This is a genomic window from Lysobacter sp. P5_B12, assembly GCF_056400425.1.
In genome coordinates, this window is record NZ_JBFULG010000001.1 from 328,813 (window position 1) to 341,201 (window position 12,389).

Annotated in this window: 12 protein-coding genes; 4 read left to right on the forward strand and 8 right to left on the reverse strand. The window is 67.0% G+C overall.

Going from position 1 to position 12,389, the window contains the following annotated elements:
- Positions 1-20: 20 nt before the first annotated feature.
- A complete protein-coding gene (locus AC1DOM_RS01515) occupies positions 21-1,781 on the forward strand; it encodes a PQQ-dependent sugar dehydrogenase (protein ID WP_498959527.1) in 1,761 nt (586 codons plus the stop codon).
- Between the two features lie 52 nt (positions 1,782-1,833).
- Here the strand turns inward: AC1DOM_RS01515 and AC1DOM_RS01520 are convergent, their stop codons facing one another.
- From AC1DOM_RS01520 to AC1DOM_RS01555, 8 genes are all read right to left on the reverse strand, one after another.
- Positions 1,834-2,067: a KGG domain-containing protein gene (locus AC1DOM_RS01520; RefSeq protein WP_498959529.1), complete on the reverse strand. Its 234-nt coding sequence runs from the start codon at positions 2,065-2,067 to the stop codon at positions 1,834-1,836.
- Between the two features lie 156 nt (positions 2,068-2,223).
- A complete protein-coding gene (locus AC1DOM_RS01525; RefSeq protein ID WP_498959531.1) occupies positions 2,224-2,859 on the reverse strand; it encodes a DUF4124 domain-containing protein in 636 nt (211 codons plus the stop codon).
- Positions 2,860-2,884: 25 nt separating this feature from the next.
- Entirely contained in the window at positions 2,885-3,529 is a 645-nt protein-coding gene (locus AC1DOM_RS01530; RefSeq protein WP_498959533.1) for a DUF4124 domain-containing protein, read from the reverse strand.
- A gap of 54 nt (positions 3,530-3,583) precedes the next feature.
- Positions 3,584-4,147 carry an L-threonylcarbamoyladenylate synthase type 1 TsaC gene (gene tsaC / locus AC1DOM_RS01535; protein WP_498959535.1) on the reverse strand — a complete coding sequence of 188 codons (564 nt, stop codon included), beginning with the start codon at positions 4,145-4,147 and terminating at the stop codon, positions 3,584-3,586.
- Positions 4,147-6,636, reverse strand: coding sequence for a DNA topoisomerase I (locus AC1DOM_RS01540; protein ID WP_498959538.1), 2,490 nt, complete (start codon positions 6,634-6,636; stop codon positions 4,147-4,149). Before AC1DOM_RS01540 ends, tsaC begins: the two co-directional genes overlap by 1 nt.
- A 184-nt stretch (positions 6,637-6,820) precedes the next feature.
- Positions 6,821-7,312 (reverse strand): DUF494 family protein, encoded by a 492-nt coding sequence (locus AC1DOM_RS01545; protein ID WP_498959540.1) that lies wholly within the window; start codon positions 7,310-7,312, stop codon positions 6,821-6,823.
- Between the two features lie 35 nt (positions 7,313-7,347).
- Positions 7,348-8,250, reverse strand: coding sequence for a DNA-processing protein DprA (gene dprA, locus AC1DOM_RS01550; protein WP_498959542.1), 903 nt, complete (start codon positions 8,248-8,250; stop codon positions 7,348-7,350).
- 82 nt (positions 8,251-8,332) lie between these two features.
- Entirely contained in the window at positions 8,333-9,481 is a 1,149-nt protein-coding gene (locus tag AC1DOM_RS01555) for a LysM peptidoglycan-binding domain-containing protein (RefSeq protein WP_498960195.1), read from the reverse strand.
- Positions 9,482-9,636: 155 nt separating this feature from the next.
- Here AC1DOM_RS01555 and def point away from each other — a divergent pair, with 155 nt between their 5' ends.
- Genes def through rsmB form a run of 3 tightly spaced genes read left to right on the forward strand, consistent with a single transcriptional unit; the run spans position 9,637 to position 12,385 of the window.
- Complete coding sequence (def, locus tag AC1DOM_RS01560) at positions 9,637-10,152, forward strand: peptide deformylase (protein WP_498959544.1); 516 nt, start codon at positions 9,637-9,639, stop codon at positions 10,150-10,152.
- Between the two features lie 7 nt (positions 10,153-10,159).
- Positions 10,160-11,086: a methionyl-tRNA formyltransferase gene (gene fmt, locus AC1DOM_RS01565; RefSeq protein WP_498959546.1), complete on the forward strand. Its 927-nt coding sequence runs from the start codon at positions 10,160-10,162 to the stop codon at positions 11,084-11,086.
- Positions 11,087-12,385 carry a 16S rRNA (cytosine(967)-C(5))-methyltransferase RsmB gene (rsmB, locus tag AC1DOM_RS01570; RefSeq protein ID WP_498959548.1) on the forward strand — a complete coding sequence of 433 codons (1,299 nt, stop codon included), beginning with the start codon at positions 11,087-11,089 and terminating at the stop codon, positions 12,383-12,385.
- Positions 12,386-12,389 lie beyond the last annotated feature (4 nt).

Here is a 12,389-nt window from a genome sequence, read left to right on the forward strand (position 1 = left end):
TCGCCAGACAGGTCGGGCCCATGCTGCTGCGCATCGCCAGGACAATGGTTCTTGCAGGCACGCTCGCCATCGCCGCATGCGGCGGCGGCAGCACCAGCGGCACGATCAACGTCGGCAATGCGCCGCCCGTCTTCACTTCGCCCAGTACGGTCTCCGTGCAGGAAGACACGGCGGGCGCGTTCTACGCGGCCACCGCCACCGACATGGAGGCGCAATCGCTCAGCTATTCCATTGCCGGCGGTGAAGATGCGGCCGCGTTCCGCATCACCTCAGCCGGCGCGTTGTCGTTCGCGGCGCCACCGGATTTCGAAGCACCCACCGACGTCGGTGTCGACAACGTCTATCGCGTGGTCCTCGGCGTGAGCGATGGGATCGTCGAATCGCAGATGCTGCTGACCGTCACCGTGACCGATCGGGCCAGCATCGCGTTCCGCGTGCGGCGCGTGGTAGCGGGCGCGGCTTCCCCCGTGTTCGTCGCGGCCGTGCCCGATGGTTCGGGGCGCGTCTTCGTTGTCGAGCTTGCGGGCCTGATCCGCATCCTGTCGCCGAATACCGGCACGTTCGCGGCGACGCCTTTCCTCGACGTGCACGACCAGGTTTCGACCAATGGCGAGCGCGGACTGCTGGGCTTCGCGACATCGCCGGACTTCGCGACCTCGGGCATCTTCTACGTCTTCCTGACCGACCCGGTCGGCACGATCGAAGTGCGGCGCTACACGGTGAGCGCGACCAACCACGATGTCGCCGATCCGTCGACGATGCGCGTGATCCTTCGCCAACCGCATCCGCGCATCAACCACAACGGTGGATGGATCGGGTTCGACGCAGCAGGCTTTCTCTACATCGCGATCGGCGATGGCGGCGGCGCGGGCGATCCGGACAACAACGGGCAGAACCCCGATACCTTGCTCGGCAAGATCCTGCGCATCGATGTCACGCACGACGACTTCCCGCTCGACGACACGCGCAACTACGCGATCCCGACCGACAACCCGTTCTCCGTTGCAGGCGGCGCACCGGAAGTGTGGGCGATGGGCCTGCGCAATCCCTTCCGCGCCAGCTTCGATTTCGGGCCGCGCGGCACGGGCGAAGGCGGCCTGATCATCGGCGACGTCGGCGAAACCGCGGTCGAGGAAATCGACGTGATGCTCGGGCCCGACGACAACCAGGGCGTGAATTTCGGATGGTCGGCGCGCGAGGGATCGCTGCCCTTCAAGGGCCCCGACAGCCCGGCGTACCGCTTGCCCGCGGCCGAATACCTGCATGGCAATGGACCGCGCGTGGGAAACACGGTGATCGGCGGCGTGGTGTATCGCGGGCCGGTGGAGTCGTTGCGCGGCCAATACCTGTTCGCCGATTTCATCGAAGGCAACCTGTGGTCGCTGCCGGTCGAAGATCTCTACGGGATCGTGCCGGTGACGAGCGACCTGTTCACCTTGCGCAATGCGACGTTCGCGCCGGACGCGGGCGTGATCGACAACCCTGTCGCGTTCGGAACCGATGAGTCGGGCAACGTGTACATCGCCGATCTGGACGGCGAGATCTTCGTGATCGAACCGGTGCCCGGTCCGGGTCCGTCGCGGCCAGTGCCCGTGCAATCGCGCGCGCAACGTCAAAACGCCGCCATGAAGCAGGCGCAGGTGAAACGCCATTGGTGCGCAGAAGCCTGGGACGGCCACACCGTGCGGTGGGTCGACGGGAAGATGGTGATCGGCGGGCAGGGCTTCGTGTGCGTGCGGAAGTACTACGAGCGCCTGCGCGCGCAGTCCGCACAACCCTGAACGAAAACGCCCGCATGCGCGGGCGTCTTCGCGTGGTCGGTCGAACAGTGGCTCAGCGGTTACCGCCGGGTTCGTTGCCGCCGAATTGGTTGGGGGGCGCGTTCTGCGGAGTGTTCTGGGTGCCGCGGTTGCCGCCGGAAGCTTCGCCGCCCTTCCGGCCGATCATCGACATGTGTTCACGATCGCGGCTCACCGCTTCGCCGCCTTTCTGCGCGATCTTGCGTTGCGTTTCCGGATCCATGCTTGCGAATCCGCGATTGCTGGTGCCGCGGGTCTGGTTCGCCATGCTGTACGCCTCGGTGCTCGGGGGAGGGAACAGCGACCATAGGCAGGCGTGAGTTAGGAAGTTGCGTGGTACAGGTCAAGAAATAGTAAGTCGGCGCAATTCATCCACGCATCGGGCGCGAATCGTCATCAACGCACGGAATGTTTCAGCGCCGTGTCAGCGACACGTGCTGTCGATGAATGCAGTGCGTTGGCGCTCGAAATCGGCTTCGCGCTGCGCCTTGTCGGCGGGCGCGGCGTAAGTCATGCGGAATTTCGCTTCGTCGATGCGGCGCTGCCAACCGCTGCAGAGCGCCTTGTCGGTGAGGGCGGTGCAAACATCGCGTTTGATTTCGCAGGCTTGGCCGGCGCCACCACCGCCATTCAGGCCCACGGTGTCCATGGGCGCGCAGCGCTCTTCGGGCGTATCGCTTTCACTGAGATAAACCTTGGCTTCCCAGGTCTTGCATTCGAACAGGGGCGGTGGCGGCTTGCGATCGGCCACGGGCACCTGCGATTCGGGCAGCGCCTCGGTCGCCGGGCCGCGGACGAGTTCGAAGGACGCGCCCGCGGGCGGCTCGCTCGGCGGTTTCACGGTCTCCGCGCGCGGTGCGGGCGCGGGCGCCGTGGGCAGCTCGCCGATCGTGCGCACTTCCTGCTTCTCGCCCGGTGCGCACGGCTTGTCGTTCTGCATCGTCACCGTGCCCTTGGCATCGGTGCATTTGTAGATCGTGGTTGCGTGCGCGTCCCGCCCGGCGAAAGGCGACAGCGCCAACAGCAAGGCGAACAGGGCAAGGGAAGAGGCGCGGCTCATGCGGCAAGCGTGCCACACGAAAACGTCATTGACCGCCGCAATCGTTGTCCAGGCGCGCGTTGAGGCTGCGTTCCTCGACGCGCAGCACATCCCGCTCGCTGGGCATCGCGTTGAAGAAGCGCGTGCGCACTTCGTCGCGGCGGTCGCGCGTGCGCGCGCACACGTCGGCGGGCGGCAGCATGTAGCAGGTGTCGCGGACGTAGGTGCCGTTGTAGTTGCTCGGTCCGCTCCAGCTCGGCCCGATCATTCCCGAGCCCACCCGGTTGAAGGCGGGGTAACCCACCGTCCACAGCGGCACCCAGCGCGGATTCCCGTCGCCGGTGTCGCTGGTGTAACTCACGCCGTCGGGCGTGATGCATTCGTACATCGGGCGCGGCGGCGCGAGATAGGTATCGCGCGTGGCGACCTGCGGTTGTTCGTATTCGTCCTGCTGCGGCGGCGGCTCGTTGGCGGCAGGCGCGGCGTGTTTGCGCGGTGCGTCCTGCGGGCGCGCCATCGTGCGCGCTTCTTGTTTCTGGTCCTTCTCGCACGGTGTGTCGCGCAGCGTGAGGTGGCCCTTGGCGTCGATGCAGCGATAGATCGTGACGTCCTGTGCGTGCGCGACGTGCAGCGCGCCCAGGGCCGCCAGGCCGGCGATCAGCAGGACGATCTCGCGGGTTGCACGTGCCATGCGCGCATCTTGCGCCGATTGAAAGCGGCCGGATCGGGGCGGCCGACCGGCGGTTCAGCCGGCGCGCAGTTCGGCACCCGTGGCGGCGTCGCGGATGGCGGTGGGCGCGCGCAGGCCGCCGGTTTCGCCACTGCCGACACCGTCGACCTGCGCCAGCACGGCCGGCGACAGCGCATCGAAAGTGAAGGCCGGGGGCTCGCCGGCCAGGTTCGCGCTGGTCGACACGATGGGGCCGCCGAAGGCGCGGCACACCGCCACCACCTCCGGGTGATCGCTCACGCGCACGGCGACGCCGGTATGCGTACCGGTGATCCAACGCGGCACGCGCGCGGTCACCGGAACGATCCACGTACGCGGGCCGGGCCATTGCGCACGCACGAGGCTGGCGCGTTCGCGTGGGAGCTGGTCCCATGCGAGGAGTTCGTCGAATTGCGCGACATCGGCGCCGACGAGGATCACGCCCTTGTCGACGGGCCGCTGCTTGATCGCGAGCAGGCGCATGACCGCGGCTTCATCGAAGGGATCGCAGCCCAGGCCCCACACGGCTTCGGTGGGATAGGCGAGCACGCCGCCGCCGCGCAGCAGCGATGCGGCAGCGGCGGGCGACAGGCGTTGCATCAGGTCGCTTTGGAAACCGTCTTCTTCGCAACGGTCTTCTTGGTGGCTTTCTTAGCGGCGGTCTTTTTGGTCGCCTTTTTCGCGGCCTTTTTCGCCGTCTTCTTGGCTGCCTTCTTCACCGTCTTCTTCGCGACCTTCTCGACCGGTTCCTTCTTCGCCGCCGTCTTCTTCGCAGCGAACTTCTTGCCGAAGCGCCCGCGCATCGGCTTGCCGGTTTCCTCCATCAGCTTCTGCACTTCCTCCAGCGTCAGCGAGGCGGGCTCGCGATCCTTGGGAATGCGGCCGTTGAGCTTGCCGTCGCTGATGTACGGGCCGTAGCGCCCGTTGAGCACCTGGATGTCGCTGCCGTCGAAGGACTTGATGATGCGGTTGCGCGCGATCTCTTCCTTTTCCTCGATCAGGGCGACGGCGTGCGCCAGCTCGATCGTGTACGGATCGTCGTCCTTCTTCAGCGAGGCGTAGGTGGTGCCGCGCTTGGCGAACGCACCGAAGCGCCCGATGCCGACGCTGACTTCGTGCCCGTCGCTCTGGCCGAGCTTGCGCGGCAGCTTGAACAGCTCCAGCGCATTCTCCAGCGAGATGGTGTGCATCGACTGGCCGGGACGCAGCGACGCGAACGTCGGCTTGTCTTCGTCTTCGGCCGTGCCGATGGCGACGTAGGGTCCATAACGACCCAGGCGAACGCTCACTGGCTTGCCGGATTTGGGATCGATGCCGAGTTCGCGCGCGCCGGTGGCTTCGGAACGGTCGACGCTTTCGGTCTTGTCCTCGACCAGTTCCTTGAACGGGCCCCAGAACTTCTCCATCAGCGGCACCCAATCCTCTTCGCCGCGCGACACCGCATCGAGCTCGTCTTCGAGCTTGGCGGTGAAGTCGTAGTCCACGTAGCGCGTGAAGTGGCTGCTGAGGAAGTTCGACACCGCGCGGCCCACATCCGTCGGACGGAAGCTGCGGCTTTCCATCTCGACGTACTTGCGGAACAGCAGTGTCTGGATGATCGAGGCGTACGTGGACGGACGGCCGATGCCGTATTCCTCGAGCGCCTTGACCAGCGCCGCTTCGGTGAAGCGCGGCGGCGGCTGGGTGAAATGCTGGTCGGCGTGCACGCGGTCGAGCGGGATGCGATCGCCGGTCTTCATCGCGGGCAGCTTGCGGCCTTCGTCTTCGTCGTCGGCGGACTTGGTGTCCTTGCCTTCTTCGTAGACGGCGAGGAAGCCCGGGTCGACGACGGTCGTGCCGCTGGCGCGGAAGTTGTGTTCGCTGCCCGCGGCCAGGTCGACGCTCACGGTGTTGAGCGTGGCCGGCACCATCTGCGAAGCCAGCGCGCGCTTCCAGATCAATTCGTACAGGCGGCGCTCGTCGTCGTTGAGATAACGCGAGACCTGCGAGGGCGTGCGCAGCGCGGAGGTCGGGCGCACGGCTTCGTGCGCTTCCTGCGCGTTCTTGGATTTGGTCTGGTAGAAGTTCGGCTTGTCGGGCAGTGCGCGCGTGCCGAAATCGCGGGCGATGACATCGCGCATTTCGCTCAGCGCTTCGGCCGACAGATGCACCGAGTCGGTACGCATGTAGCTGATCAGGCCGACGGTGCCTTCATCGCCGATCGCCACGCCTTCGTACAACTTCTGCGCGACCTGCATCGTGCGCTTGGTGGTGAAGCCGAGCTTGCGCGCGGCTTCCTGCTGCAGCGTGGAGGTGGTGAAGGGCGGCGCGGGGCGGCGCTTGCGTTCCTTGCTCGCGACGTCGGTGACGTGCAGCGCGCCGCCGGCAGCCTTGATGATGCGCTGGCGTGCGGCCTCGGCGGTGTCGCCGTCGGTGACGGTGAACTGTTCGAACTTCTTGCCGTCGAGCTTCGTCAGCTTGGCGGTGAAGTTCTGCGAGGGATGCGCGAGTTCGGCTTCGATGCTCCAGTACTCGCGTGCGACGAAGGCTTCGATCTCTTCCTCGCGCTCCACGATCATGCGCAACGCCGGCGACTGCACGCGGCCCGCGGACAAACCGCGCTGCACCTTGCGCCACAAAACCGGCGAGAGGTTGAAGCCGACCAGGTAATCCAGCGCGCGGCGCGCCTGCTGCGCATCGACCAGGTCCGAGGCGATCGCACGTGGGTGCGTCATCGCTTCGCGGATCGCGCGCGGCGTGATCTCGGTGAACACGACGCGTTGCAGCGTCTTGTCCTTCAGCAGCCCGCGCTCCTTGAGGATCTCGGCGATGTGCCAGGAGATCGCCTCGCCTTCGCGGTCCGGGTCGGTCGCGAGGAACAGGGCGGTCGCGCTCTTGGCGGCCTTGGCGATCGCATCGACGTGTTTCTCGTTCTTGTCGATGAGGTCGTAGCGCATCGCGAACCCGTTGTCGGGGTCGACGGCGCCTTCCTTCGGCACAAGGTCGCGCACGTGGCCGTAGGAGGCCAGGACGGTGAAGTCCGGGCCGAGGTACTTGTTGATCGTCTTGGCCTTGGCGGGCGATTCGACGATGAGGAGGTTCTTGGCCATGGGGGCTGGATGGGTCCGGCGGCGTCGGGAATTCCCAACGCGAAGAAGGCGACGCCCGGGGCCATCTGGCCACGGGCGTGAGTGGATTCCTTTTTTAGTGGTGTCACGCGGCCGGCGGCCGTGTCAAGCCGGACCGCCGTCCATCCCCCCGAATGGCGACCCCCATCGAAGCCCGGACCGGCGTTCAGTGGACCGGTTCGGGCTCGTCCAGGAACATCTGGGTCTCCATCCAGGCATAGGCCGCCTCGGACCCGGGCTGGTTGAACAGGACCATCAGGACCACCCATTTGAGGTCGTCGAGGTCCAGTTCGTCCTGGTCCAGCGCGATCGCACGGTCGAGGACGAGTTCGCGCTGGTCGGGGTCGAGGACGCCGTGCTGTTCGAGGAACAGCAGGAATCCGCGGCATTCGACGTCGAGCTTCTCGAGTTCGGGGCCGTGGAAGACGCGGGTGGGGCCGTTGGTGCGGGGCGCGGCCGACTCGGGACGCTGCTCTGCGAGGGCGTCCAGCCAGTCGAAGGCCTTGGTGATTTCCGCAGGGCTGAAACCCGCTCCGGTGAGTTCGGAGAACAACGGGCTGCTTTGGAGGGTGTCGCGGTCGCCCACCGGTGGAATGGTGTCGTTGGTGAAGTAGTGCTCGAACAGGTAAAGCAGGACGTCCAGGATGCTCTCTTTCATTTCCCTCGGCCTGCGCCCGTGGGCGCTGTGGAGGTTCAGGATGCCTTGCGGGTGTAGCGGCCGTGTTCGGAAACCACGCGCCCTTCCAGCTCCATGACCAGCAGCATGGAGACAAGTTGCGCACTCGTCAATCCAGTTCTCGCCGCCAGCACGTCCATAGGGGTTGGGTCGTATCCGAGCGCATCCCACAAGCGCTTGGTGTTCGCATCGAAGCCAGATGAATCGCTTCGTGCCACGACCGATGAGTTGGGGACGTGAAGGCGCGCGCGCAAGTCGCCCGCGTAGGCCGTCAGCAGCGGCTTCAATGCGTCGATGACTTCGGCGGGGGTCTCGACCAGTTGCACGCCCTCGCGGATGAGCCGGTGGCAGCCGCGCGCCATGGGGTTGTGGATCGAACCGGGGAGGGCGAACACCTCGCGCCCGGCATCGGCGGCCAGGCGAGCGGTGATGAGGGCGCCGGACTTGTACTGCGCCTCCACGACCACGGTGCCGAGGCAGAGCGCCGCCACGATGCGATTGCGCCGCGGAAACTGGCCGCGGTGGCCCGCCGTGCCGGGCGGGTATTCGCTGACGACCGCGCCGGCCTGCGCGATCTCTTCCATCAGCGCGGCGTTGCCGGGCGGATAGGCCTGGTCGATGCCTGTGCCGAGCACGGCGACCGTCGGCGCCTGCAGATCAAGCGCGCCGCGATGCGCGGCGGTGTCGATGCCGGCGGCCATCCCGCTCACCACGCACCAGCCGGCACGCGCGAAGGCCCGGGCGAAGGTGCGCGCATTGTCGAACCCGTTGGGCGTGGCGGTGCGGCTACCGACGATGGCGATGGCCGGATGCCACAGGCACGCGACGTCGCCGCGCACGTACAACTGCGCCGGCGCGTCGGGCAGGCGACGCAACAAGGCGGGGTAGTCGGGGTGGTCGAGCGTCAGGCGTTCATGCATCGCGCAAGCGTGCGATGCAAACGACGACGGCGCCCTGGGGCGCCGTCGCGTTGTTGCGTCAGGGAATCCTGATTCTTGAGTCTTACTGCATCGCGTCCGGATGCTTGAGCTCGTAGCCGATCTGGGTCGGCTTGATGCCGTCCATGAGCAGGCCGTAGCTCATCTTGTCGAAGGTGCGGAACACCATGACGTGGCCGACGAATTCATCCGGCAGGCGCACGCGGCTGGCATCGCCGAACAGGTCTTCGCTGCGGTTGTTGGAGTACTCCACGCGATCGGGCACGTTGCTGCCCACGCGCCAGACGGAGAACACCGTGCCGTTGTCGACGCCTTCGCGCGTACCGACCGACAGCGCGATGACATCGCGCGTGCCGCCGGTATACAGCGCATCGGGCACGCCGATCACCTGCGCGCGGCCGTATTCGAACTGCTGGCGCGGCGGATGCGGGAAGAACTGCAGGTCGTAGGGCTGTGCCTGCACCGGGATCAGGCGATCGCCGACACGCACTTCCATGCCGCCGGCATCCATCACGACGGTGGTGGCTTCGACGCCGCCGCCTGCCACCTGGGTCACCGAACCGGCGTTCATCGTCCGGAGCTCGTAACCCAGCTGCTCGTACCCCTTGTCCGGGGTGACGGCCGTGGTCCAGTACTCCTGGTAGTCGGCGAACACGCGCACGCCGCGGAAGTCCAGGTCGGTCTTGTAGCCGAAGTCGCAGCACTGCGTGCGGTCCAGCCACGTGAAGCGCACGGTGGGGCGCACGATCAGGTAGCGCTGGCCGGGCTGCGCGCCCTCCAGGCCCTTCACGTAGGCGGACATTCCCGAAATCGCGTGGTTGCGGTCCGACTCGAGGGCGACCACGTAGGGCAGGTGCTCGAATTCGTCGACGACGCGCAGGTCCTTCAGGAACGGTTCGACCTCCGACAGCGGCACGCCGGTGATCGGCGCCTCCTCGCGGGGGCCTTCCTGCACCGCGACGCGGTCGAGGTAGGCCAGCGACAGCACGTCGCCGGGGTAGATCAGATGCGGGTTCTGGACCTGCGGGTTGGCCTGCCAGATTTCCGGCCAGAGCCACGGGCGCTTGAGGAACTTGCCCGCGATATCCCACAGCGTGTCGCCTTTCTTGACGACGTAGGTGTCCGGATGGTCGCCGCGCGTTTCCACGGCAGCGGCATAACTGCCGACCGTCAGCAACGCGACCGCGCAAACCGGAAGAAGCCGTTTAAGCATGGCGGCCATGTGCCCGCTCCCCTTGAGTTTTTCCCCTTGAAGCCGGGCCACTATAGCCCACAATCCTCGGGCCTTTGCAAGCGCGCGGCGTTACAATCGCGACCCTAGGACACCCCATCGCTTGCGCCTGTGACCGGCGCCCCCATTTCGACACCATGGCCCTTCTCCCCATCCTCGAGTTTCCCGATCCGCGTCTTCGCACGAAGGCCGCCCCCATGACGCCGGAACAGGTGGCGGACCCGGCGTTCCAGCGCCTGGTCGACGACATGTTCGAGACCATGTACGAAGCGCCGGGCATCGGGCTGGCGGCGAGCCAGGTCGACGTCCACCAGCGCTTCATGGTGATTGACGTGTCGGAAGAGAAGAACCGGCCGCTGGTGTTCGTCAATCCGGAAATCCTCGAACGCGCGGGCGAGCAGGTCTACCAGGAAGGTTGCCTGTCGGTGCCCAACATCTTCGCCGACGTCACGCGCGCCAACGAGATCACCGTCAAGGCCCTCGACCGCAACGGCCAGCCGTTCGAAATGCACGTCGATGGTTTGCTCGCCGTGTGCATCCAGCACGAGATGGACCACCTGGAAGGCAAGCTGTTCGTGGATTACCTCTCGCCGCTCAAGCGCGAGATGGTCCGCAAGAAGCTCGCGAAAGCGCGCCGCAGCGCGGCCGCCTGACGCACGCATGCGCATCGTCTTCGCCGGCACGCCGGAATTCGCCGTGCCGTCGCTGGTCGCGGCCGCGCAACGCAACGAAGTGGTTGCCGTCTATACGCAGCCCGATCGCCCCGCGGGCCGCGGCCGCGCGCTGACGCCTTCGCCGGTCAAGCAGGAAGCGCTGAAGCGCGGCGTGCCCGTGCTGCAACCCGAAACGCTGAAGACCGAGCTCGCGCGCGATGTCCTGCGCGCGCTGCAACCCGACGTGCTCGTCGTGGTCGCCTACGGACTGCTGTTACCGCAATCGATCCTCGACATCCCGAAGTTCGGTTGCTGGAACGTGCACGCCTCCTTGCTTCCGCGCTGGCGCGGCGCCGCGCCGATCCAGCGCGCGATCGAAGCCGGCGACACGCAGACCGGCGCGTGCCTGATGCAGATGGAAAAAGGCCTGGACACCGGCCCGGTGCTGCTGAAGCAGTCGCTCGAGATCGGCCAATACGAAACCGCCGGCCAATTGCACGATCGCCTCTCGACGCTCGGTGCACAGGTGCTCGCCGATGGCCTCGGCCTGTTGCGCGCGGGCATGCGCCCGGTGCCGCAACCGCAGCCCGAAGCCGGTGCGACTTACGCGCGCAAGCTCGAGAAATCCGAAGCGCGCCTGGATTGGTCGCAGCCGGCCGACGTGCTCGCGCGCAAGGTGCGTGCGTTCGATCCGTGGCCGATGGCCGAAGGCGAGATCGCGGGCGACATCGTCCGCATCCATCGCGCCGCGCCGATCGAAGGCGAAGGCACGCCCGGCACGGTGCTCGCCGCGGGCCGCGATGGCCTCGACATTGCCTGTGGCGAAGGCGCGCTGCGTATCCGCGTGCTGCAACGCGCGGGCGGCAAGGCGATCACGGCCGCCGATTACCTCAACGGTCGTCGCGACCTGCGCATCGGCGCATTGCATCCCTAAATGAAGCAGGCTGCCCCCGGCGTCGCACTGCGCATCGCGGCCACGCAGACGCTGGGCGTGGTGTTGCAGCGGCAACGTTCGCTCAAGGCCGAACTCGCGCAACGCCTGCCGACGCTGCGCGACGTGCGCGATCGCGCACTGCTCGAAGCCATCGTGTTCACCGCGATCCGCGGGCAGCCGCGTTACGACGCGGCGTTGAAGGCCTGGATCGCGAAGCCGCTCGGTTACCGCGACGAAGATCTGCGCACGCTGCTGTACGTCGGCCTGGCGCAGGTCGAGATGGGCCTGCCCGCGCATGCGGCTGTCGATGCGACGGTCGAAGCGACGCGCGCGATGGGCCGCACGCATCAGGCGGGCATGGTCAACGCCATCCTCCGCCGCGCATTGCGCGAAGGTTTGCCTGAGGTCGCACCGGAAAGCGCATGGCCCACGTGGCTGCGCACGCGCGTGCAGCGCGATTGGGGCGATGCGGCTCCTGCAGTCTTCGCCGCGAGCGCGATTCCCGCGCCGATGTGGTTGCGCGTGAACCGCACGCGCATCGATCGCGAGGCGTATCGCGCGCGCCTGCAGGCCGCCGGTATCGAGGCGACGGCGCCCGCGTTTCCCGAAGATGCGCTCGTGCTCGGCAAGCCTGTCGCGGTCAGCGAACTGCCTGGTTTCGCGGAAGGCCTGGTGTCCGTGCAGGACGGCAGTGCGCAATGCGTCGCCGATGCACTGTCGCCGCAGACGGGTGCGCGCGTGCTCGATGCGTGCGCGGCGCCTGGCGGCAAGTCCGCGCATCTGCTCGAACGCGAACCGACGCTGCAATTGTTCGCACTCGACATCGATCCGCAACGCCTGCGGCGCGTGCACGAAACCCACGCGCGCCTGGGCGTCGGCGCGAATGCACACCTGCAAGCCGCCGATGCCGCCGCACCCGACACCTGGTGGGACGGCGTGCCCTTCGACGCGATCCTGATCGACGCGCCGTGTTCGGCCACCGGCATCGTGCGCCGCCAGCCCGACGTGCTGCTGCATCGCCGCGACACCGACATCGATTCCCTGCGCGAGATCCAGGCACGCTTGCTGGACGCCGCATGGACGATGCTCGCGCCCGGCGGGACGTTGTTGTACGCGACGTGTTCGATCCTGCACGAGGAGAACGCCGCGCAGATCGACGCGTTCCTCCAGCGCACGCCGGGTGCGGTCGTCGAGCCGCTGGATGCCCGATTCGGTCGCGAATCCGGCGCAGGTCGCCGGCGATTGCCCGGCGAAGACGGCATGGACGGCTTCTTTTACGGACGCGTGAGCAAACGCTGAGGTA